This is a genomic window from Campylobacter concisus (assembly GCF_002914005.1).
Lineage (GTDB): Bacteria > Campylobacterota > Campylobacteria > Campylobacterales > Campylobacteraceae > Campylobacter_A > Campylobacter_A concisus_N.
Map to the genome: position 1 here is coordinate 1 of NZ_POZU01000087.1, position 23,394 is coordinate 23,394.

Sequence of the window (23,394 nt, forward strand, 5' to 3'; positions counted from 1 at the left end):
CTTATAAAGATAGTATATAATCACGTAAAAATTTAAATAATACAAAAAATAATAAGGAGTAATCTTGGCTAAAGAAGCTGGAGTAGTAAAATTCATTAGTGGCAAGGCGGTCGCTATCGATCAAAACGGAAATGAGAGAGAGCTAAAAGTAGGTGACATCCTTTATATGGGAGAGAGCATCAAGACAAGTGATGCCGCTGATAAAATAACAATCGTTTCAAATAATGGAAAAGAGATTACGATCGTAGGCAATGATACACTTGCTTTAAATCAAAGCACCATAGGCGCGGAAGGCTTGGCAGATGTTAGTGATTTGCAAAATGCTATTTTAAATGGTGGAGATTTAACAAAACTTGAAGAGACCGCAGCTGGTGGAAATACTGCTGCTGGTGGTGGAGATGGCGTTAGCCTAAGTGACGCTAAATTTGCTGAGGGCGGTCACTACTCAAACATTAATGCAACATATAGAAATTTAAGTGATACAAACAGAGCTTTTGCATCATACGATAGCCCAATAAGCGGATACAATGGTGGAGATGATACTATAATCCCAAGCAATCCTCTTGTAACTTTTATAAGCGATCTTAATAACGATGGTACTTTAAGCAGGGTTGAGCATGCACGTGATACAAATTTAAATACATCAAAAGTTCTTATTACAATTCCAAATGATGGCACAGTAAGGGCCGGAGATATACTAAATATCACTATAACTAAGCCAGATGGTAATACTGAAAATAAAACAATTCCTATCACTCCAACTATCATAAGCAATGGTTATCAGTTTGATGCTCCAATACAGACTGGTAAAATTTCAAAAGTTGATGCAACTATTACAAATTTTCAAGGAAATGTTAGTGGCAAAAGTGAAGATAACGTAACTTCAAGTGGCTTTAGTGCTCCAGAGGTTAAATTTACAGAAGATAACAGCCTTGATAATAATCTATTAACATATACTGAAAATGCTAAAGATGGTAAATTAAATGAAACTCCAGTACTTATAACTGTAAAAGATGTGATTGTTGGAGATGTGCTTCACATGACTTTAACAAAGCCTGATGGTACAACCGAGGTTAAAAGTGTACCTATAGATCAAAACATAATAGATAATGGATATAAGATAGATAATATGCCAGTTGAACACGGTAAGCCTTCAAAAGTAGAAGCTTACGTAGCAGATAGCACAAACACGATGAGAAGTGCAACTGCAAGCGACTCTACTACTCTTGATGTAAAACCGACTTTGAAATTTACTGAAGATACAGACGATAATATCTATCTATATGATAATGAAAATAAGCAAGATAACGACTTTAGAAGCACGACAGTAGAAATAACTCTACCAAAAGATGTAGTTATTGGCGATAAGATCGTTATAACTTATACCGATCCACTAACTAAGCAAGATACAACAAAAGAAATTTCTCTTACACAAGAGATGATTGATAATCAAAAAGTAAATACATCTCTTCCGATATTTCCAGATGTAAAAACATCAGCTAGTGTTCATGTGGTAGATAAAAACAATGTTCGAAAAAGTGAAGAGTCAGATCAAGATAGCGTAATGCCTATTGGTAGAAATTTAGAAATGATATTACCAGAAGAAAAGACTCTTCATGAAATTTCAAGACAAGAAAGTACTGATGACAATGAAGTAAATAAAACCACAGCAAGGATTACTCTACCAAATAAAATTGATAATGGCGATAAGCTTACGCTAACTATTACTGGACCTGATCCTGATGATCCTGTAAATAATCCTTCTAAAACTTATACAAGAGAATTTACTATACATATGGACAGTAAAGGTGTCGTAACTAGTGTAACGGAAAATGGAACTTCTAATGTTTTAACGCCTATAAAAGCAGGTGATAATCAATATATCATCAATGTTTCTGGTATCCAACTAAAGCATGGAGAAGATACGACTATTAAGGCCAAAGTTACAAATTTAAATCCAAATAGACATACATCTATAAATGAGTCAGAAGTATCGGCCAGTTTAGAATATGTAAAAAAACCTGAAGTTATCTTTGGAGAGGCTAATGGCAATAGGAGTATGAGTAGAGAGCAAGCTATGAGTGATCATGATCTTAATAGCACAACAGTCACTATAAAGCTTCCTAAAAATGCAGTAAGTGGAGATAAACTAACTGTAACTATAAAAGAGCCAAATGAAGCTACTGCTAGAGAAATAAAATATACTATTGAAAAAGATAATAATGGTAAGTTTTATGTAGAAGATAGTGGCGGCAAAAAAATAGATACAGAAATAGATGGTAGAAGTTTTAAAATTTCTGGCATTAAAACAGCGACTGGTCTAGAAACTAAAGTAACAGCTGAGATAAAAGATAAAGATGGTATTCAGCATGCAGAAGACGCAAGCACGGTTACTATCTCAAATATAAACGATATGGCAGTATATTTCAAAGAGGATGCTGACCGTAACGTATCTTTAACGAGAGCAGAGAGCAAGGACTCAGATGGTGACCTACATAAAACGACAGTAGTAGTAAAAGTGCCAAATAACGTTATAGCTGGTGATGTGGTAACTGTAAAAATAGATAACGGCACTTCACCTAAAACTTATAAGGTTACAGGTAGAGACCCAAGCGGTAAAATCATGCTAGAAGATACTTCTACTAATACTTCTATAACCGCAAGTGATAAAAATGAGATAGAAATTCCTGGCGTAGAGATCATTGCTGGCAAGACCATAAATGTAACTACTGAGACCACCGATGCAAGTGGCGGCAAGAAAGCCGAAGCTCAAAATCATAATACTCTTGAAAAGCTTCATGAAGACATGGAGATAACTTTTGAAAAAGATACCAATAATGATGGTATTTTGGGCAGCACAGAGGCAACTGGAGCGACTACTATAGCAACTATCAAGCTTCCTTCAAATTTTGTTTTAGGTGATAAATTAATAGTAGAGTCACATAACGAAGACACACCAAATAATAAAACAATCAAGACATATGAGATAGTAAAAGACAATAACGGCAAATTAATAGCCAAAAATGGTAGTGAAGAGCTTGATATTACCGATGATGCTGACCGCAATAAGGTGGTCAAATATACACTTGGCTTAACAGAAGATCATAAAACTATCATTAATGCCAAGGTTACTGATAATACCGGTGCTGATAAGGTTGAGACAAATAGCGATATTACGCTTGATGCTCAAGGTAGCGGTTCTGGAACAGGCTTTAGGCTATTTATTGATGAGGATAAAGATAGAAACGGAGTTCTAAGTAGAGATGAAGCTATGAAGGATGGAAATTTAAATACCACTTCGGCAATACTTCAAATCCCAACCACTGTAAATAGTGGCGATATTATAAAAGTCAAGGTAAATGGTGGAGCAGAGAAAACTTATACCGTTGCTTCAAATGATGGTACAAACGTTACTATAAAAGATGCAGGTGGCAGCCTTGTCGCACTTGAGCCAGGAAATAAACTAAAAATTTCTAATGTTCATATAGATAAAGATCATCCAGCAGTGGTTGAAGCTACTATAAATGGAGTAACAAAGACAGCTAAAGCTACATTAGAATCAGTAGATACTAAAAATTTAAAGATTGAATTTGTTGAAGATAATGCAAGTAGAGACAATGTAATAGACAGAGATGAAGCTATTTTGGACAATGATATAAAAAAGACAATTATAAGCGTTCAGGTGCCACATAATGTCACAAATGGCGATAAGGTAGCAGTAACAATAAAAGAACCCCAAGCTAATGGCACAACAGGGTCTAGAACCATAACTTATACAGTGTCAAAAACTGCTAATGGTAAAATTTCATTAACAGATGATAGTGATACTACTCATACTCCACATGAACTAGAAAATAACACTATAAAAATTCCTGGCGTTGCTATGCTTCCGGGTCGTGAAACTAGTGCAGTAGCTACTATAACAAATGGTGCTGAGACTACAACTAGCAGCGAAGCAACAGCTAAACTTGCACCTTTAAGTGAAGCGGGATTAAGTGTAAGCATAGTTGCTGATAAAAATGACAATGGCATTATCTCAAGAGATGAGTCAGGTAGTAAAATTTCAAAGGTTCATGTTTCTATCCCAGGAAGTGTTATAGCTGGCGATAAGATAGATGTCAAGATAACAAATCCTAATGGATCTATCTTGACTAAACATTATGAAGTTATGGGAAAAGATGTAAATGGAAAAATTACACTTAAAAATTTAGATGATAATTCTCAACAAACGCTTGATAGAGATAAACCACTTGATCTTGATGCTACTATCGCAGTTGATAAAGAAACAAAAGCTGAAGTTACTCTAACTGACACATTTGGTGAGAGCAAAACAGTAAGCGATACGGCACATGCTGAAATCGATGCTATAAGAGGCATCATGTTTAATAAAGATATAAAAACCTCAGAAAGTGGCGAGAGATCTACTACGGTTAAAGTTTATCTTAATGAAGATGCTAGAAATGGAGATACGGTAGAGTTTAAATACACTGATCCAGACAACCACCATGCACTAACCAAGACTGCAACACATACTTTATCGGCTGAAGATATAACAAAAGGTGTATTCGAGCAATCATTAGATATTAATGCTAGATCAGCTTATGATTTGGAAGTCAAAGCTACTCTTAAGACCTCGGATTCGGATGGCTTAGAGTCTAAATCTTATGAGCCTTATAAACCACTTCATATAGGCGTTGAAAACTATACTGTTAAATTTGACGCAAGCAAAGATATGAAAGGTGGCGAAGGTCATGATACTTTGGTGTTTGATAAGCAAATAGTTGATCTTAGAGGCATTGCTAATCTTGATTCAAAAGTGGAAAGCTTTGAAAATCTTGAGCTTAAAGGAGAAACAAAGATCAAATTTAATGCACAAAATATCCTTGATATCACTGATAACCCTGACACGGTGCTTAAGATAAAAGGTGGTGATGTTGATGCTAATGGCAATAAAATCACAAAAGTTGATCTAGTTCATAAATGGAGTGCAGATCATTCATATGATACTGCTGGATTTAAAGGCTACTCAAGCATAGATCAAATAAATGGAAAAACTATCCATATCCAAATAGACGACAAAATCCATACCGATCTTTAATCCCCAAAATGAGTGCGTAAATTCGCACTCATTTCAAACTCAAACTCACATTATTTTTTAAGTCTTGTTTTACTAATATTTGCTCCTTAAAGGAGAAAATATGAAAAATTTAATAGCCGTTATTATAGTTATTGCTGCACTTGCTTTTGGTGCTTTTAAGTATATAAATTCATTTGTTGCACTTGATGAAAATGTAAATGCAAAGTGGTCGCAGGTGTTAAATCAATATAAAAGAAGAGCCGAGCTTGTGCCAAATTTGGTTGAAACTGTAAAAGGCTACGCAGCTCATGAGCAAAAAATTTTTGAAGATGTGGCAAATGCTAGAAGCAAGAGCATGCAAGTAAGCGTTGATGCAAGTGGTCTTAGCGATGAAGCTAGGATGAAAGAATTTATGACAGCACAAAGCTCATTTGGCTTGGCACTTGGCAGGCTTATGGCAGTTAGTGAGAACTATCCAGAGCTAAAAGCAAATCAAAATTTCTTATCTCTTCAGAGTCAGCTTGAAGGTACGCAAAACCGCATAAGCGTAGCAATGCATGATTATATTGAAGCTGTAAAAGAGTATAACGTAGCCCTTAGAAGCTTTCCAAATAAATTTATAGCAAGCGCTTTTTATCCTGAGCTAAAGCCAAAACAAAATCTTGAAATAAGCAACGAAGAGAAGATAAATCCAAAAGTTTCATTTGAGAAATGATGAAGAAAATTTTTGCTCTTTTATTTTTTACATTTTGCTTTTGTTTTGCCATAAATTTTAATGAGCAGATAAATGATGAGGCTCAAATTTTCTCTAAAAATGAGAAGGATGAGCTTTTGGGCTTGGTGCAAAATTACGAGCAAAATAGTACGACGCAAATTGCTATCGTTACGCTTAAATCACTAGAAAATAAAAGCATAGAAGAGATCTCTCTTGAGATAGCTAGAGGCTACAAGCTGGGACAAAAACAAAGCAGCAATGGAGTGCTTTTAATAATCGCTTTAAACGAGAGAAAAGTGCGTATAGAGGTTGGTTATGGACTCGAAGGTGTGCTAACTGACGCTATATCAAGCCAGATCATAAATGATGTGATAGTGCCTAAATTTAAGCAAGGCGATATGGGCGGTGGCGTCATAGATGGCATAAGGGCCATCTTAAAGGTAGCTAGTGGCGAAGAATTTGAAAGCGTGAGTGAAGATGAAGAGATACCATTTGGAATAGTTGCCTTTTTTGCTGGCATGATCTCGTGTTTTATCTCTGGCTTTTTAGGTAAATTTTTTATACGAGTTGGCTTTAGTGCGTGTTTTGCAGGGCTGATATCTACGGTATTTGAGCAATTTTTTGGCGTGCAAAATTACTTCATTGTCTTTGCTATTGTGTTTGTAATATTTTTTATTATTTTAAAAAATGCCTTTAAAAAAAATACTCAAAGCAAAAATACACATAGTGATTTCGGGCGTGATAGATCAGACTCAAATAGCAGCGGCAGTAGCCATTCAAGCAGTTTAAGAGGTGGTGGCTTTAGTGGCGGCGGAGGCGGTTTTGGCGGAGGCGGAGCAAGTGGCAGTTGGTAAAATTTCATCAAAGATTAGCTTGTAAAGCTCAAACCCTTTAAAATATATAAAAACTTAGGAGCAAAGATGCTAGCTGGTGAGCTGCTTAAAAGCCATTTTGCTAAATTTGATCTAGTGGCAGTGCTTAGTAAATTTTTAGAGCAAAGTCATTTTGATAAAGAAAAATTTGATCTGCTTAAACAAAATAACTTTAAAATTCTAGATAAAAATATAAAGCAAGAGATAGTTGAGACTGCTGGTTTTAAAGAGTTTTTTGATGAGAAATTTAGGGGCTTTTTATGCGAGCTTATGCAAAGTAAAGTTTTAATTGTTTCTGGCAAAGAGTATAAATTTAGTGAGCTTGAAATTTATACTTGTTTTGACGCAAATACCTACAAAAGGCAGTGTGAGGCAGGAGAGATTTACTTTCACAACTTTGGCTTTGACATATCTTTTAAAAGTGATCTATCACTTTATGGTGGCGTTTTAGTAAGAAGCCTAAAACCCTTAAACGAACAAAATTTTATTTTTGGGCCAAGAAAATGTGCCTTACATATCTTAAATAGCAAAATTAGTAATTTAAGCTTTGATTTAAAAGAGGCTGATTTTAGAAAAGATGAGATTACTTTTGCGTCACGTATTAGATCATTTGGCGATGAAAACCAGCAAAAAAATGATTGCCTTAGAGCATTTACTGCTGAGTTTGAAAAAGCCTTAGAGTTTGATGAAAATTATAAAAAGAGATTAAATGCCTATAAAAAGGGGTGAAATCCATCTTTTTATCAGCTTTTGCGGTGAGAAATTTAGCCCAAAAATGCTAGATAAAAAAGATCGCAGAAGAGTAAAAAATATCCAAATTTAATAAAACAAAACTCATTTAAAATATCTCGCTACTTAAAATTTAAAACAAAGATGAGAGGTAAAGTCTGTTTTTCTCATAAAGAAAATATCGCAGTTTTAGCCATTTCAAAAGAAAAGGTCAGAGTCGAAGATTTAAAAAAGAAATTTTAGCTCTAAAATCAATGAAGGATTTTAATAAATTTACCCTTGATGAAAATACGAGTGTGGCTTACGTGAGCGGCTTTGTAAAAGGGGCTAAAAGTGATGAGGTGCTAGAGCACTATAACGCTTTTAGTCTAAATTTTGCTAGCTCACTAAATGAGAGCCTAACTCAGGCAAAAGAGCTTGCTCTAAAGCTAAAAATAGCAGCACTTGTGATCGCATTTGTACTGCTGTGTTTTTATTTTAGTGCGCTTATCTCAGCACTTGTGATGGGCGTCATCATCTTTGGCGTGCTTCTTACGCTCTTTATCCTTGCTATTTTTGGCATAAATTTAAGCATTTTTGGTGTCTTTGGACTCATACTTGCAAGCGCTGTTGGGGTTGATTACATGATATTTGCGCTAAATGAGAGCCTTAGAGCCTTAGTGAAAAAGAGCGAATTTATGGGATATTTTGCGCATTTGTTACGAGCTTTATCTCGTTTTTTACTCTCTCTTTTAGCCAGACTGTGGCTCTTAGCGTCTTTGGGCTAAGTGTTAGCCTTTGCGTGCTGATATATGGGCTATGTGCTAGCGTTTTGGCTTGCAAAAATATAAAAATTTAGCTTTGTTTTCATGCCCCAAGCGTTTTGGCTAGCTCGGGGCTTTGATTTTTTATCTTATAACGTCTAGTTTGCCTGTGCCTGCGTTTTTATTTACCTCGTTTTGGACGTTTGAGGCTGAAATAAGATCAAATTTATATGGCAGCTTAAATAGCGATTTGTCTAGCTTTTTGCAGATACTGCCCTTTTTTGAAAGGTCTATGTTGCCGCTTTCAAAAATGGTGCCTTTGTTACACTTGTAGCTTATTTTGACGCCATTTGTAAAGTAGTTGTTTTGAGCGTATATTAGCGAGCCAAAGCGTACGCCAATGGCATATTTTTGGTCATAGAAGCCATCTTTTGAGTCATAAAAGTTGTTATAGACGTGCACCTTTGCATTGCGTGCCATAGGTAGGCGTTGCGCGCAGTTGTCAAAAACGTTACGAGCGACCGTTATAGTCCTTGTTTCGCTGCTGCCGTCAGAGTCTCTTGAGCCTATTAGCATCGTTTTGTCATGGTTTTCAAAGATGTTGTGCGAGATCGTGATAGCCGCACTGTCTCCCTTGATGTCGCATAGTCCGTCGTAAGTCTGCCATTTAATAAGCTCTCCACCTGCTAAATGCACATGGCTAAGATCCACAGTATCCTTAAAATAGCAGTGATCTACCCAGATGTTTTTGCTTGACTCTATGCTGACGCCGTCATATTGCGCATTAAAGCCGTCATTTTTTTGTATATCTGGAAATGGATCAAAAGCATCTTCGATCAACATGTTGCGGATCGCGATATTTTGGACATTTTTTAACAAAAGCGAGCCGCCTTTTATGCCTGAGCTTTCGCCTAAGCCGATTATTGTGGTGTTGCTAGCTAACGGCACTACGATGAGCTTTTTGTACTCGTTGGATAAATTTTTGCGAAGCGCTGCTAACTTTGGATCTTGCGAACCGTCTAAATTTGCAAGGCATGAAGCGCCGTAAGCCTGCATAAATTTGGCATAAGAGCTAAACTCGCCACCGCTAATCTCACTTATAAATTTATCCAGCCCATCGCTATTGCCATTTTGTGGAATCTTGTCTTCGCTAAGGTCTATGAGCCCATCCACATAGATGACGTAACCACCCATTTGAGCGTATTTTACGAGCTCTTGCCTATCTTTTACGACGACTTCTTTGCTCTCTTTGCCGGCGTATCCGCCAAAATTTTGCTCTGCACCAATGCTAGCGTAACCAAAGGGCGAGTCGCTTGCTTTTATCTCGCCTGCTTGAGCTAGAGCACCAAATGCAAATAACGAAGAAACGGCTAGAAACAATATCTTTTTAAACATCTTTAGCCTCCTAAATTTGGCTTTTTATTCTTGATATTTTGTTGCGAATATCGCCGTTAAATTTAGTGCAATTTTTAAAAAGGCAAAATTTACGCGAAAAATATCTCACTTTTTAGACGAAGTAGGCATAGATACGCACTTAGCACGCTTTGCTCTCTTACGTAGTTGCGCTCCCCTTTTAAAAGTAGCCTCTCAATCTCGATGTTGCCGTTTCTATCGCCAGCTGCGACATATACCGTACCAACTGGCTTGCTGACTGTGCCACCACCTGGTCCAGCGATACCACTAATAGCAAGCGCAAAGTCCGCATTTGTCGTACTTAGCGTACCTTTTACCATCGCTTTTACGCAAGGCTCGCTCACGGCGCCATAGGTATCTAAAATTTCATCCTCAACGCCCAGCCACTCGTGTTTTATGTGATTTGCGTAGGTTACCAAGGAGCCATCAAAGCTAGCTGAAACACCGCCGTATCTTGCAAATTTAGCCGCCGCCAGCCCAGCCGTGCAAGACTCGGCAAATGAAATTTTAAGCCCTTTTTGTATGAGCCTCTTTGCTACAAATTCGATCACATCTTTTTGTGGGATAAATTTTTGCGAAAACAGCGTTTTTACTCCTTGCAAAAAGCTCTCGATCTGGCCAAATTTATTACTTTTTGCCCTTACTAGTATCAAATTTGGCAGGATCTGCGCAAGTGTGATATCGACCTCGTAAGTTTTAGCAAGTGGCAGCATAAGGATCTTAGCGCTATCAGCGTCGATGTCTATTAGATGAAAGTAGCTAAAATCAGGCTCGTATTCAGTGAGAAACTCGCCAAGTTCTTCGTTTGGATTAGCTTTTATGAGATTTATCTGGGCGTTATTTAGGCTAGCTAAAAAGCTATTTTTTGAGTAGTCTAAGCTATCTTTAAGTGCAAGTGTCGTGCTATCTTTTAGCTCGAGCGAGTCCCCAGTTAGCGTCGCTACGATCTTTGCGGCGATGGCAAAATTTTCATCCGAGCCAAAAATGCTTACAAAGTCGTAATCTTTTGATAAATTTTCGATTATAAAAGGGAGCTCTTTGCTATTTTTTGGAGCAAAACTGACCACTCCAAGCTCGCCAAAATGATCCTCGTAACTTTGAAAAATGTAGTTTAGAAATTCTCTATTTATCTCAAGATCTTCGCCTATTATCAAGATACTTTGTCTCATTTTTAAGCTCCTTTTTTTGCCTTATTATACTATTTTTCAGTGTGATTTAACCAGCACAGGTGTAAAATTAGCAAATTTTAAAATCAAGGTAAAAAATGGACTACAAAGAGACACTTTTACTCCCAGAGACAAATTTTCCGATGCGCGGAAATCTCCCACAAAATGAACCACAAAGACTAAAATCATGGTACGAAGACCGCAAGGTTTACGAAAAAATGAAGAAAAACCGCCAAAATGCGGTTAAAAATTTCAACATCCACGACGGCCCTCCGTATGCAAACGGCCACCTTCACATCGGCCATGCGTTAAATAAAATTTTAAAAGATATCATCACAAAAACGCACTACTTTTACGGCGAAAATGTCCGCTACGTGCCAGGCTGGGACTGCCACGGCCTGCCTATCGAGCAGCAAGTAGAAGTAAAGCTTGGCGATAAGAAAAAAGATCTTAGCAAGGTCGAGATCAGGGAGCTTTGCAGACAGCACGCGAGAGAATTTATAGACATTCAGCGAAATGAATTTAAAAGCCTTGGCATCATCGGCGACTTTGAAAATCCATACATGACGATGAAATTTGAGTTTGAGGCTGACATCTACAAAGCACTTTGCGAGATCGCTAAAAAAGGGCTTTTGATAGAAAGAAGCAAGCCAGTTTATTGGAGCTGGGCGGCTAGATCGGCGCTAGCTGAGGCTGAGGTCGAGTACGAGGAGAAAGAGGACTACTCTATTTACGTAGCATTTGAGCTTGACAGCGATGCGCTAGAAAAGCTTGGCGTAAAAGAGGCAAGTGCAGTGATTTGGACGACCACGCCTTGGACGCTTCCATCAAATCAAGCCATAAGCCTAAATCCAGATGAAATTTACGTGCTAACGGCTGAAAATTTGATCTTTGCAAAGCCACTACTTGAAAGCATTGTGCAGAGTGGCCTAAGCAAGGGCGAGATCAAAAAAGAGTTTAAATCAAGCCTACTTGAAAACACCCACGCGATAAATCCACTAAACGGCAGAAAGTCTAAATTTTTACTGGGCGATCATGTCATGATGGATGGTGGTACTGGACTTGTTCATACAGCTCCAGGTCACGGCGAGGACGACTACTACGTATGTTTGAAATATGGTTTTAGCGAAATTTTGATGCCAGTTGATGACGGCGGCTGCTACGATGAGAGCCTCAAACATCACGGACTATTTAGAAGTGACGTGGTAGATGAGTTTGTCGGTATGCACATCTTTAAAGCAAATGAGAAAATTTTAGAGCTACTTGGCAAAAGCTTGCTTAGCGTCTCTAAATTTAGACACTCTTATCCATTCTGCTGGAGAACGCATAAGCCTGTTATTTATAGAGCCACAAAGCAGTGGTTTATAGCTATGGATGAGGCAAAACTAGGCGGAAAAACGCTTAGACAAACAGCGCTAAAAGAGCTTGAAAAGGTTAAATTTTACCCAAGCGTTGGCGTAAAAAGAATAGGCTCAATGATAGAAAATCGCCCAGACTGGTGTATCTCTCGTCAGCGTGACTGGGGCGTGCCGATCGCATTTTTCAGAGACAAAGCGACAAAAGAAGTTATATTTGATAGTGAAATTTTAGATCATATCGTGGCTATCTTTAAAGAAAAAGGCGCTGATGCGTGGTGGGCACTAAGCATAGACGAGCTTTTACCAACGGGCTCAAAATACAAGGCTGAAAATTTAGAAAAAGTGATGGACATCCTTGATGTTTGGTTTGATAGCGGCTCGACGTGGCATGCGGTCTTGCAAAGCGATAACTACGACGCTGGCAAATACCCTGCAAGCATGTATCTAGAGGGCTCAGACCAACACCGTGGCTGGTTTCAAAGCTCACTTCTAGTAAGCACAGCTATAAATTCTCACGCACCTTACGAGAGCATATTAACTCACGGCTTTACTGTCGATGCTAAGGGCGAGAAGATGAGCAAGAGTAAGGGCAACGTCATCGCTCCACAAGACGTGGCTAAGACTCACGGCGTGGAAATTTTACGCCTTTGGGTTGGTATGAGTGATTACTCAAGTGACCTAAAAATAAGCGAAGATATATTAAAACAAATAAGCGAGCAGTACCGCAAAATCCGCAACACGATCCGCTTTTTACTAGCAAACGTAAATGATCTTGAGAGCTTAAATACAGAGTTTAACATCCTTGATAAGTGGATCTTGGCACGTGCTAAAAAGGTCTTTGATGAGGCGAGCGCTTGCTTTAGAAATTATGACTTTTCAAAGGGCTTTAACATCCTTTTAAATTTCCTATCAGCCGATCTTAGTGGCGTCTATCTTGACGTTTGCAAAGATAGACTTTACTGCGACGCAAAAGACGCACCAAGAAGAAGATCAGCTCAAAGCGCGATGGCTATCATCACAAAGGCACTTTTGCCACTCATCGCTCCAACGCTTACTTACACCGTTGATGAGGTGATGGACTACGCTCCAAAGATCATCAAAGACGACGCTAAAGACGCGTTTGATCTAGTCTATGAGCCGATCAAATTTGATCTTAGCTTTGAAGATGAGCTACTTTTTGCCAGCAGGGAGAAATTTAACGAGATCGTGGACGTTCTTAAAAAGGAGAAAAAGATAAAATCAACCCTAGAGCTAAGCCTAGAGACCACAAACCACAACATCACAAGCTACGACGAGCGCGAAGTGGCTGATCTTTATATGGTAAGCTCAGTTAGAGCTTATGATGATAGCGAGCCACTAGCTGAGTTTGAGCTTGAGGGCGATAAATTTAAGATCATAGCAAGCAACCTTCACAAATGCCCAAGATGCTGGAAATTTAACGCTAGCAAAGAAGATGCGCTATGCCCAAGATGTGAAGAGGTCATAAGTGCTAAGTGAGCCAGTAAGCGCAACTATCATAATAGCAACGATCGCTGCGGTGGTCGTTGTTAGCTTGTTTGGCATATTTTTGGTTAATAAATTTAAAGGATAAAAATAGTGGTAACTTTAAAAGAAGCTTTGAAATTTTCAGCTGAAGAGATAAAAAATTTAAGAGCCGAGCTTGAGGCGAAGATCATAAAAGAAAAAGAGCTTGGCGCTTATGTCGAGCAGCTAGCAAATTTAGAGATCGCAAAACTAGGCGAGGGCGTGCCTATCGCTATAAAAGATAACATCCAAGTAAAAGGCTGGAGCGTCACGTGCGCTTCTAAAATTTTACAAGGCTACGTAGCACCTTATAACGCAACCGTTATAGAGAAGCTACTTAGCAAAAATTTAGCTCCATTTGGCCGCACAAATATGGACGAATTTGCGATGGGAAGCACGACTGAGAGCTCATTTTACGGCAAAACACTAAATCCACTAAACCACGCTCACGTCCCAGGTGGCAGTAGCGGTGGCTCGGCAGCAGCAGTCGCAGCTGGCCTTGCAGTAGCCGCACTTGGTAGCGACACTGGTGGCTCGATCCGCCAGCCAGCGGCATTTTGCGGATGCGTGGGACTTAAGCCAACTTATGGCAGAGTGAGCAGATATGGCCTTGGCGCCTACTCAAGCAGTCTTGATCAAATAGGACCTATCGCTCAAAACGTAGAAGATGCAGCCATTTTATATGACGCGATCGCTGGACATGATCCAAAAGATAGCACGAGCGCAGATGTACCGTTTGTGAGCGTGAGCGACAAGATAGATGGCGAGAAGAAGCTAAAAATTTGTGTTATCAAAAACTACGTCGAAAATGCAAGCGAACAGACAAAAGTCGCTTTAAATTTAGCTATCGAGAAGCTAAAATCACACGGTCACAGCGTAACTTACACAAATTTTGAAGACTCAAAATATGACGTCGCAGCCTACTACATCATCGCAACTGCAGAGGCAAGCGCAAATTTAAGTCGCTATGATGGCGTAAGATACGGCAGACGCGCAGATACTAGAAATTTAAAAGAGCTATATGTAAATTCACGCTCAGAAGGCTTTGGCGAAGAGGTAAAAAGGAGAATTTTACTTGGTACATTTGTACTAAGTAGCGGATACTACGACGCTTACTACATCAAAGCGCAAAAAGCAAGAGCGCATATAAAAGCTCAATACGAGAAAATTTTAGAAGAAAATGATCTCATCTTCATGCCAGTTGCTCCAAGCACAGCTTATAAATTTGGAGCACACAGCGATCCGCTTCAGGCCTATCTAAGCGATATCTACACGATCAGCGTAAATTTAGCAGGCCTACCAGCTATCTCTGTGCCAGTTGGCAAAGATGATCAAAATTTAAACGTGAGCGCCCAGCTCATCGCAAAAGCGTGGGACGAACAGACCTTGATAAATGGTGCTAAGAGCCTAGAAAATTTAATAAAAGGATAAAAATATGAAGATAGTAAAGAGAGCTTTAACATTTGAGGATGTGCTTCTTGTGCCGCAATACTCTGAAATTTTGCCAAAGCAAGTTGATGTAAAAACCAGGATCAGCAAAAACGTCACGCTAAATATCCCGATCGTCTCTGCTGCGATGGATACGGTGACTGAGCATAGAACTGCTATCATGATGGCAAGGCTGGGCGGTATCGGCGTCATCCACAAAAATATGGACGTCGAAAGCCAAGCAAAAGAGGTCAAACGCGTCAAAAAAAGCGAAAGTGGCGTCATCATCGATCCTATCTTTATAAATCCAGAGGCGACTGTGGCTGAAGCTCTAAGCCTTATGTCAGATCTTCATATTTCAGGCGTTCCAGTCATCGACAAAGACCGCAAACTAATAGGAATTTTAACAAACCGCGATTTGAGATTTGAGACAAATATGAGCACTTTGGTAAAAGACCGCATGACAAAAGCACCGCTTATCACTGCACCAAAGGGCTGCACGCTTGATGATGCGGAGAAAATTTTCTCTCAAAATAGGGTTGAGAAGCTACCTATCGTCGATAAAGACGGCAGACTTGACGGACTTATCACCATAAAAGATCTAAAAAAACGCAAAGAGTATCCAAACGCAAACAAAGATAGCTACGGCAGACTTCGCGTGGCTGCGGCTATTGGCGTAGGTCAGATAGACCGCGCCAAAGCACTAGTTGATGCTGGCGTAGATGTCATCGTCATCGACTCAGCTCATGGCCACTCAAAGGGCATCATCGACACTTTAAAAGAGGTAAAGACAAATTTTAAAGTCGATGTCGTAGCTGGTAATATCGCAAACCCAGCAGCTGTAAAAGACCTAGCAGAAGCAGGAGCTGACGGCATAAAAGTGGGCATTGGACCAGGTTCTATTTGTACCACAAGGATCGTTGCTGGCGTTGGCGTGCCTCAAATTTCAGCTATCGATGACTGCGCAAGCGAAGCAGCGAAATATGGTATCCCAGTTATCGCTGATGGTGGTTTAAAATACTCAGGCGACGTGGCAAAAGCCCTTGCAGCAGGTGCAGCTTGCGTTATGGCAGGAAGCTTGCTTGCAGGTTGCGAGGAGAGCCCAGGCGAGCTTATAACATTCCAAGGTCGCCAGTATAAAGTATATCGTGGCATGGGCTCGATCGGCGCTATGACAAAGGGCAGCTCAGACCGCTACTTCCAAGAGGGCACCGCTCAAGACAAGCTAGTGCCTGAAGGTATCGAGGGTCGTGTGCCATTTGCTGGTAGTATAAAAGATGTGATACATCAGCTAATAGGCGGCCTAAGAAGCGCTATGGGCTATGTTGGCGCAAAAGATATCCCAACTCTTCAAGAAAGAGCTGAATTTGTCGAGATAACAAGCGCAGGACTAAAAGAGAGCCACGTCCACGACGTAGTTATCACTCACGAGGCACCAAACTACAAAGTTAATTAGTGTTAGACCTGCAAACTAGAACTATTAAATTTAACGAGCCACTCTATCTTGAGAGTGGCCGTATGCTATCAAATTTCAATCTTATTTATGAGACTTATGGCACGCTAAATGCCGATAAGAGCAACGTTATCGTGATCTGCCACGCCCTAACTGGTTCGCACCACGCAGCTGGCACCTACGCAGGTGATGAGAAAGCTGGCTGGTGGGACGGGCTAATAGGCAGTAAAAAGGCGGTTGATACCGATAAATTTTACGTTATCTGTGTAAATATCCTAGGCTCGTGCTTTGGCTCTACCTCACCACTAAGTGTGGATAGAAGCAGTGGCAAAGAGTATAGGCTAAATTTCCCTGTCCTTGCCATAAGCGACGTGGTAAAGGCGCAAATGAAGCTTTTTGGCGAGCTTGGTATCACAAGAGCAAGAGCTGTGATAGGCGGCAGTCTTGGCGGTATGCAGGCACTTTGCTATGCTATCGAGTTTCCAGAATTTTCGCAAGATATCATAATGCTTGCAAGCACCTATCAGACTAAGCCCTGGGCGATAGCGTTTAATAAAATCGCCATCGAAGCCATTTTAAACGATAAAAATTTCAAAAATGGCGAATACGACGTGGAATTTATAAGAAAAAATGGGCTAAAGGGTATGGCTTATGGCAGGATGGCAGGGCATATCAGCTTTTTAAGTCCTGATAGCATGGATGAGAAATTTGGACGAAACTACGTAGAAACTGACGGTCTTTACGAGCTTTCTGGGCGCTTTCAGGTGGATCGCTACATGGAGTACAACGGCTACAACTTCCCAAAGAGGTTTGATCCGCTAAGCTACCTATACATAGTAAAGATGATGAATATCTTTGACTGCACAAGACACTATGACAACTTAAAAGACGCCCTTGCGCCGATCAAAGCAAATTTGCATCTAATTGCTTTCAAAGGCGATCTGCTCTTTCCGCCAAGCTGCATGAGAGAAATTTATGACGCACTTTGTGAGATGGGCAGAGGCGCAAAGACAAATTTTGTAGAGATAGATAGCAACTACGGCCATGACGCATTTTTGGTCGAGATAGAAAAATTTGATGGATATATAAAAAATATATTAAAAGGATAGAAGATGGAGCAAAAAGAGCAAAGTTTTGAAGAAAAATTGGCCCTTGCGGATAAAATTTTAAACGACCTAAATAAAGATGATGTGAGCCTAGAAAATAGCATAAAACTACACGAGCAGGGTAAAAAGCTATTAAATGAAGCAAGAGAAATTTTAGAAAACGCAAAACTTAGCATAAAGCAGGTGGACGATGAGTAGAATTTGTGCTCTTCAGCTACCAACTCAGCCGCTAAGCGAGGCAAGGCTTGATTATTATCTAAAAATTTGTGCTGACGAAAACGCAAGACTTGTTGTGCTTGGTGAATACGTGCTAAATAGCTTTTTTAAAGAGCTCATTAGCATGCCAAAAAGCCTTATAAAAGAGCAAAGCGAGCGCAAAAAAGAGGCTCTTTTTGCAATGGCAAAAAAGTATGATCTAAATATTGTTGCACCAATTGTAAATCTAAAAGGCAAGGAAATTTTTAAAAGTCTAGCTAAATTTACCCCAACACAAGTAAAGCTATATGATCAGCAAATTCTCATGCCTTACGCTCACTGGAATGAGGCTAAATTCTTTAATAACACAAGCGATGAACTAAATTTACCTATCTTTACATATGATAAATTTAAAGTTGGCGTTATGTTTGGCTATGAGGCGCACTTTGATGTGTGCTGGGCCTATATGAGCGCTAAAAAGGTTGATATCGTACTCGTGCCAACGGCTTGTACATTTTTTTCTCAGGCGCGTTGGGAGGAGCTTTTAAAGGTTAGGGCCTTTACAAACAACGTCTACGTGCTGCGTGTAAACCGCGTAGGGAGTCATAAAAGTGATGATACGCAGTGGAGCTTTTACGGAGATTCGATGCTTATTAATCCGTTTGGCGAGGTCAAAAATAGACTTGGTAAAAATGAAGAGATGATGATAGATGAGCTTAGCAAAAAGGAGCTTAGCGAGGCTAGAAGCACTTGGGGCTTTATGCATATAGAGGCGAAATTTAAAAGATAAAAGAAAGCCGTAACTGGACGGGAAAGTGAGCTTAACAAGAATGAGTGCTCTTTAAAGGAATTTTGGAGTGAAATTTGAAACGAAGTGACGTTGAGAGATACATAAAAGAGAAATTTGACGTTTTAGGTGAGCAAATTTTCCCAAAATATCCAAAATTTAGTGCCTTTCGTCACAAGAAAAATGAGAAGTGGTTTGCGCTACTTATGGAGATAAGCGCTAGCAAGCTTGGGCTTGAAAGTGACGAAATGATAGATATTTTAAATCTAAAATGTAGCCCTGATCTAGCGATGGTGCTAGTTGATGAGCAGCAAATTTTTAAAGCCTATCACATGAACAAAAAACACTGGATAAGTGTAAATTTAAACTCTAAAATCTCACAAAAAACAGTTTTTGACCTAATAGATGAAAGCTTTACCTTAAGCAAATAAAAGCCATTTTTCAGCCTTAAATTTAGTAGTTTTTGTTAAAATCACGAAAAACTTAAGGATAAAATTTGCAAGAGTTAAACAACGAGATCAAAAAAGTCCATTTCATAGGCATTGGCGGCATCGGCATCTCAGCCATCGCTAGATTTTTACACGAAAAAGGCCACAAGATAAGCGGCAGCGACATCAAAGAGAGCAAAACGACGCTTGAGCTTCAAAATGAAGGCATCGAGGTCATCACGCCGCACTGCAAAGAGGCGATAAAAGACCAAGACTTCGTGGTCTATTCAGCTGCGATAAAAGAGGATAATATCGAGCTAGTGGAGGCCAGACGAAAGGGCATAAAGTGCTTTTCAAGAAAAGAAATTTTACCTTATGTGCTTGAAGATAAGTGCGTTTTTGCAGTTGCTGGCGCGCACGGCAAGAGTACTACTTCAGCGATGCTAGCAAGCCTAATAGAAGGCTCAGTCATCATCGGTGCCATTTCAAAGCAGTTTGGCTCAAATATGCGCTATGCCAAAAGCGACAACGTCGTATTTGAGGCTGATGAGAGCGACTCAAGCTTTCTAAACTCAAACCCATATCTAGCCATCGTCACAAATGCAGAGCCAGAGCACATGGAGCACTATGACTATGATCTAGCTAAATTTTACGCAGCCTACAAGGGCTTTTTGGAGCGCGCAAAAGTTAGGGTGATAAACGCTGAGGACGAGTTTTTAAGCACGCTTAAGCTTGACGCGATCAGGCTTTATCCAAGTACCGATATCACCGAGCTTACAATGGTTGTAAGAGACTATCAGCCATACACCAGCTTTAACCTTAAAAATTTAGGCAAATTTGAAGCCTTTGGCATGGGCGAGCACATCGCCATAGACGCATCTTTGGCTATTCTTGCTGCGATGCACGAGACGCCGCTTAAAGACATAAGAGAAAATTTACTAAATTTTAAAGGGATCAAAAAGCGTTTTGACATACTTAGCGCAAACAAAAATTTTGTTCTAATAGACGACTACGCGCACCATCCAACCGAGATAAAAGCGACGCTAAAATCAGTCTTTGAATACGCCAAAATTTTAGGCATAAACAGCATCACAGCGATATTTCAGCCACACCGCTACACAAGACTTAGCACAAATTTACCTGGCTTTAAAGAGTGCTTTAAGGGTGTTGATGAGCTTGTCATCTTGCCAGTATATGCAGCTGGAGAAAGTCCGATCGAAGTTGATATGAAGAGCGAGTTTAGCGAGTATAACCCGATCTTTACCGATAAGGTCGAGAGGGTTGAAGAGGGGATAGAATTTACAGATGAATTTGGCGTGAAAAACCGCCTAAGTGACGGCATCGTAGTTGGCTTTGGAGCGGGCGATATCAGCGTGCAGCTAAGAGGCGGGTACTAATGGATCTAAGCACTTTCAAGCCTCAAGATGAAAATGAAATTTTAAAAGAGATAAATGAAAAAGAGTTAAGCGAGGATGAAATTTCAAGCCTTATAAATTTAGGCAAAAAAGATATCTTGATCGCTCTTGCAAGGTCGCAAAAGCTAAGCAGCACTCAGATAAAAGAGATGCTGCCAAATGCCCCTTATCTTGCTGTTTGCTTGCTGGTTGAAAAACAAGATATCAGTGAGGTTAAGGCTGAAATTTTAAAAAAGATCGAGCCTCATGCTGAGCTTTACAAAGAGCTTATCGTAAAATATAAAGGCGTGAAATGGTAAGAAATTTGATCCTAATCGCTGGCTTGATCGTACTTTTTGGAGCGATCTGGGCGATAAAAGATGAAAAGATAAACAAAAAAACAAAAGCTATTGTTAGTGCTATTTTGCTCGCAGTGCTTGTTTGTGGTTATATTTATGAGAGCAATTTGTCAAGAAATGAGGACGCCATCTCAAAGCTAGTTAGCGATTTTAAACAGGGCAAAACACTAAAATGTGGCGAATACAACGTAAGCGCTGAGAAATTTAACTACGAATTTGGCACGGCGTCATTTTTGGCTAAAAGAGAATTTAGCGAGCTCTCAGGCGTGATAGTGCCGATAAAAAGTTGTGAGCAATGACTGAAGAGATATTTTTAAAGCTTGATTTGGGCGAGTATTTAGAGAAATTTAACTCCTTTTTGGCAAGGCAAAAACCGCTATTTTTACAAGGCGACAGCAAAATCCATTTTGAAAACATTAGCGAGCTTTCGAAGTATGATTTTAAGGCGCCTGATGAGATAAAAGAGCTTGATGACGCGCTAATTAGACTTAGCAAGCAAGCAGTGCTTCACATTAGTGAAATTTACGAGTTTGCAAAGATAATTAAATACTTTTCATATCTAAAAAAGCAAAAATTTGAAGGTAGGCTTGGCGAGTGGATCGCTAAAGTTGAAATCCCTGAAGCGATGAGCCAGATGGCAAACAGCTTTGATGAAAACGGCGAGTTTAGCGACAGCGTGGATGAGAGATTTTATGCGATAAAGCAGGCGTTTAGCGAGAAAAAACGCCAGATCGACGCTGAGCTTAAAAAACTCATCTACTCAAAGCATATCACGCCCTATCTAGTCGATACCCAGACGCACTACATCAACTCACAAGAGGCACTTTTGGTGCGTGGCGGCTTTAATCACGCTCTAAAAGGCACCGTGATCGCTAGAAGCTCGGGCGGCTACTTCTACGTCGCTCCTGCAAGCACCGAGCGCCTAAAAAAGGAGCAAAGCGAGCTACTTGATAGAAAAGAGGAGATTATTTTTGAGCACTGTAAGAAATTTAGCTTGCAGATGAGCAAGAGCCTGCTTTTTTTGAAATTTATAAATAACGCTTTTGATCAGTTTGACGCATATCAGGCGCGCGTAAATTTGGCTAGATCACGTGACTATGAGTTTGTTTTGCCAAATAGCTCGCACGTTATCAGGCTTGAGAAATTTGCCCATCCAGCGCTTAAAAACCCAAAAAGCGTGAGTGTGGATTTTAGTAAAAAAGTGCTACTAATTACTGGCGTAAATGCTGGTGGTAAGTCGATGCTTTTAAAATCGATCATCTCAGCCACGCTGCTTGCGAAATATTTACTACCTATGCGTATCGACGCAAACCGCTCAACGATCGGCTCTTTTAAAGAATTTGACGCTATTATAGAAGATCCGCAAAGCGTAAAAAATGACATCTCGACCTTTGCAGGCAGGATGGTGCATTTTGCAAGGCTTTTTACTAAAAAGTCGATCATCATCGGCATCGACGAAATCGAGCTTGGTACCGATTTTGAAGAGGCTGCGAGCTTGTATGGCGTCATGATAGAGCGCCTCATCACTCAAGATATCAAAATGATCATCACGACCCACCACAAACGCCTTGCGATGTTGCTAGCTAAAAATCCAGAGGTTGAGCTAGTGGCGGCACTTTACGACGAGGCGGCACAAAGGCCAAAATTTGAGTTTTTAAAAGGTACGATCGGCAAGTCTTATGCCTTTGAAACAGCGGCAAGATACGGCATATCTCAAAATCTAGTGGCGCAGGCTAAGAAAATTTACGGTGAAGATAAAGAGAATTTAAACGAGATCATCACAAAGACGCTAAATTTACAAACTAAGCTTGATGAGGGGATAAAAGAGGTCACGGCAAAAGAGGAGCGGCTGGAGCGCTTGCTTGAAGAGCAAAAAGAGCTAAAAGAGAAAAATGAGATCAAGCTAAATGCGACTATTTCGCGCCTAGAAAAAGAGTATTATGAAGCGATAAATGCAGCAAAAGCTGTTATAAATTTCAAGGACATTAAAGACAAGCAAAGGGCGCTAAACGTGGCAAATGAGAAAAAAGCCGCCATCGTTAAGCCTAAAAAAACTGAGCGTGAGAACCTAAAAGTAGGCGATAGAGTGAAGTATGAAAATATCAAAGGCACGGTTTTAAGTATCTCAAAAAATGACGCTATGATCGAGTCAAATGGTATAAATTTACGTGTGCCACTCGAGCTTTTAAGAAAAAATGGCAACGAAGTGGTCACGCCTAAAAAAGGTGGCGTAAGTTTAAGTGTTGATAAGCCAAAAACGGCGTCATTATCGCTTGATCTGCACGGCATGAGAGCTGACGAGGCGATAGCAAAGCTTGATAAATTTATCTCAGATAGTCTTGTTATGGGATTTGATGAGGTTAGCGTATTTCACGGCATCGGCACGGGTAAGCTAGCCTTTGCAGTCAAAAATTTCTTAAAAGAGCATCCAAGCGTGAAAGAGTTTTTTGATGCACCGGCAAATCAGGGTGGATACGGCGCTAAAATAGTCAGACTTTAACTTTTTTCCAAAAGTTAAAATTTATTTTAAGGTTGATATAATCAGTGCAATTACACAAAACAAGGGAAGTAACTTTTGAGTAACAAGGACGAACAGGCAAGTAGCCACTTAAATATCACTAAGACAATTGTTGTTTTGGTGTTTATT

Annotated in this window: 18 protein-coding genes; 16 read left to right on the forward strand and 2 right to left on the reverse strand. The window is 39.8% G+C overall.

The annotated features are described in order from the left end of the window. Nucleotides 1-64 precede the first annotated feature (64 nt). The 5 genes from CYP54_RS09575 to CYP54_RS09595 all read left to right on the forward strand — a co-directional run bounded on the left by CYP54_RS09575 (nt 65) and on the right by CYP54_RS09595 (nt 8,160). Nucleotides 65-5,098, forward strand: coding sequence for a retention module-containing protein (locus CYP54_RS09575; protein WP_103605068.1), 5,034 nt, complete (start codon nt 65-67; stop codon nt 5,096-5,098). Between the two features lie 100 nt (nt 5,099-5,198). Continuing rightward, on the forward strand, nt 5,199-5,792 hold the full coding sequence (locus CYP54_RS09580; RefSeq protein ID WP_103605069.1) for a LemA family protein: 594 nt from the start codon (nt 5,199-5,201) through the stop codon (nt 5,790-5,792). Next, on the forward strand, nt 5,792-6,646 hold the full coding sequence (locus CYP54_RS09585) for a TPM domain-containing protein (protein WP_181001580.1): 855 nt from the start codon (nt 5,792-5,794) through the stop codon (nt 6,644-6,646). Before CYP54_RS09580 ends, CYP54_RS09585 begins: the two co-directional genes overlap by 1 nt. Nucleotides 6,647-6,712: 66 nt before the next feature. Further along, nucleotides 6,713-7,393, forward strand: a complete 681-nt coding sequence (locus CYP54_RS09590; RefSeq protein WP_103605071.1) for an ABC transporter substrate-binding protein — start codon at nt 6,713-6,715, stop codon at nt 7,391-7,393. 254 nt (nt 7,394-7,647) lie between these two features. Then, entirely contained in the window at nt 7,648-8,160 is a 513-nt protein-coding gene (locus CYP54_RS09595; RefSeq protein WP_103605072.1) for an MMPL family transporter, read from the forward strand. A 120-nt stretch (nt 8,161-8,280) separates the two neighbouring features. Here the strand turns inward: CYP54_RS09595 and CYP54_RS09600 are convergent, their stop codons facing one another. Together CYP54_RS09600 and CYP54_RS09605 are read right to left on the reverse strand one after the other, a co-directional pair. Next, nucleotides 8,281-9,531 carry a pectate lyase family protein gene (locus tag CYP54_RS09600; RefSeq protein WP_103605073.1) on the reverse strand — a complete coding sequence of 417 codons (1,251 nt, stop codon included), beginning with the start codon at nt 9,529-9,531 and terminating at the stop codon, nt 8,281-8,283. A gap of 89 nt (nt 9,532-9,620) precedes the next feature. Continuing rightward, complete coding sequence (locus tag CYP54_RS09605; RefSeq protein WP_103605074.1) at nt 9,621-10,718, reverse strand: CinA family protein; 1,098 nt, start codon at nt 10,716-10,718, stop codon at nt 9,621-9,623. A gap of 95 nt (nt 10,719-10,813) precedes the next feature. Between CYP54_RS09605 and ileS the strand changes: the two genes are divergently transcribed. The 11 genes from ileS (at nt 10,814) to CYP54_RS09660 (ending at nt 23,247) form a co-directional block, all read left to right on the forward strand. Next, nucleotides 10,814-13,570, forward strand: coding sequence for an isoleucine--tRNA ligase (gene ileS, locus CYP54_RS09610; RefSeq protein ID WP_103605075.1), 2,757 nt, complete (start codon nt 10,814-10,816; stop codon nt 13,568-13,570). Between the two features lie 99 nt (nt 13,571-13,669). Then, entirely contained in the window at nt 13,670-15,028 is a 1,359-nt protein-coding gene (gene gatA, locus CYP54_RS09615) for an Asp-tRNA(Asn)/Glu-tRNA(Gln) amidotransferase subunit GatA (RefSeq protein WP_103605076.1), read from the forward strand. 4 nt (nt 15,029-15,032) lie between these two features. Then, the gene (gene guaB, locus CYP54_RS09620; RefSeq protein WP_103605077.1) at nt 15,033-16,481 is read left to right on the forward strand and encodes an IMP dehydrogenase; all 1,449 of its coding nucleotides are present in this window, start codon (nt 15,033-15,035) and stop codon (nt 16,479-16,481) included. Further along, the gene (metX, locus tag CYP54_RS09625; RefSeq protein WP_103605078.1) at nt 16,481-17,587 is read left to right on the forward strand and encodes a homoserine O-acetyltransferase MetX; all 1,107 of its coding nucleotides are present in this window, start codon (nt 16,481-16,483) and stop codon (nt 17,585-17,587) included. Before guaB ends, metX begins: the two co-directional genes overlap by 1 nt. Before the next feature lie 3 nt (nt 17,588-17,590). Next, on the forward strand, nt 17,591-17,782 hold the full coding sequence (gene xseB / locus CYP54_RS09630; protein WP_004317712.1) for an exodeoxyribonuclease VII small subunit: 192 nt from the start codon (nt 17,591-17,593) through the stop codon (nt 17,780-17,782). Then, a complete protein-coding gene (locus tag CYP54_RS09635) occupies nt 17,775-18,569 on the forward strand; it encodes a carbon-nitrogen hydrolase family protein (protein ID WP_103605079.1) in 795 nt (264 codons plus the stop codon). Before xseB ends, CYP54_RS09635 begins: the two co-directional genes overlap by 8 nt. A gap of 74 nt (nt 18,570-18,643) precedes the next feature. Continuing rightward, nucleotides 18,644-18,997 carry an MmcQ/YjbR family DNA-binding protein gene (locus CYP54_RS09640; RefSeq protein ID WP_103605080.1) on the forward strand — a complete coding sequence of 118 codons (354 nt, stop codon included), beginning with the start codon at nt 18,644-18,646 and terminating at the stop codon, nt 18,995-18,997. An 86-nt stretch (nt 18,998-19,083) separates the two neighbouring features. Continuing rightward, nucleotides 19,084-20,391, forward strand: coding sequence for a UDP-N-acetylmuramate--L-alanine ligase (gene murC, locus CYP54_RS09645; protein ID WP_103605091.1), 1,308 nt, complete (start codon nt 19,084-19,086; stop codon nt 20,389-20,391). Next, nucleotides 20,391-20,708 (forward strand): hypothetical protein, encoded by a 318-nt coding sequence (locus CYP54_RS09650; protein ID WP_103605081.1) that lies wholly within the window; start codon nt 20,391-20,393, stop codon nt 20,706-20,708. Before murC ends, CYP54_RS09650 begins: the two co-directional genes overlap by 1 nt. Next, nucleotides 20,702-21,046, forward strand: a complete 345-nt coding sequence (locus CYP54_RS09655; protein WP_103605082.1) for a hypothetical protein — start codon at nt 20,702-20,704, stop codon at nt 21,044-21,046. The genes CYP54_RS09650 and CYP54_RS09655 overlap by 7 nt, the downstream gene beginning before the upstream one ends. Continuing rightward, complete coding sequence (locus CYP54_RS09660; protein ID WP_103605083.1) at nt 21,043-23,247, forward strand: endonuclease MutS2; 2,205 nt, start codon at nt 21,043-21,045, stop codon at nt 23,245-23,247. Before CYP54_RS09655 ends, CYP54_RS09660 begins: the two co-directional genes overlap by 4 nt. Nucleotides 23,248-23,394 lie beyond the last annotated feature (147 nt).

Coding starts and splice junctions, on each gene's coding strand:
- CYP54_RS09580 (WP_103605069.1), top strand. CDS start 5,199: ATGAAAAATTTAATAGCCGTTATTATAGTTATTGCTGCACTTGCTTTT.
- CYP54_RS09585 (WP_181001580.1), top strand. CDS start 5,792: ATGAAGAAAATTTTTGCTCTTTTATTTTTTACATTTTGCTTTTGTTTT.
- CYP54_RS09590 (WP_103605071.1), top strand. CDS start 6,713: ATGCTAGCTGGTGAGCTGCTTAAAAGCCATTTTGCTAAATTTGATCTA.
- CYP54_RS09595 (WP_103605072.1), top strand. CDS start 7,648: ATGAAGGATTTTAATAAATTTACCCTTGATGAAAATACGAGTGTGGCT.
- CYP54_RS09600 (WP_103605073.1), bottom strand. CDS start 9,531: ATGTTTAAAAAGATATTGTTTCTAGCCGTTTCTTCGTTATTTGCATTT.
- CYP54_RS09605 (WP_103605074.1), bottom strand. CDS start 10,718: ATGAGACAAAGTATCTTGATAATAGGCGAAGATCTTGAGATAAATAGA.
- ileS (WP_103605075.1), top strand. CDS start 10,814: ATGGACTACAAAGAGACACTTTTACTCCCAGAGACAAATTTTCCGATG.
- guaB (WP_103605077.1), top strand. CDS start 15,033: ATGAAGATAGTAAAGAGAGCTTTAACATTTGAGGATGTGCTTCTTGTG.
- xseB (WP_004317712.1), top strand. CDS start 17,591: ATGGAGCAAAAAGAGCAAAGTTTTGAAGAAAAATTGGCCCTTGCGGAT.
- CYP54_RS09635 (WP_103605079.1), top strand. CDS start 17,775: ATGAGTAGAATTTGTGCTCTTCAGCTACCAACTCAGCCGCTAAGCGAG.
- CYP54_RS09650 (WP_103605081.1), top strand. CDS start 20,391: ATGGATCTAAGCACTTTCAAGCCTCAAGATGAAAATGAAATTTTAAAA.
- CYP54_RS09655 (WP_103605082.1), top strand. CDS start 20,702: ATGGTAAGAAATTTGATCCTAATCGCTGGCTTGATCGTACTTTTTGGA.
- CYP54_RS09660 (WP_103605083.1), top strand. CDS start 21,043: ATGACTGAAGAGATATTTTTAAAGCTTGATTTGGGCGAGTATTTAGAG.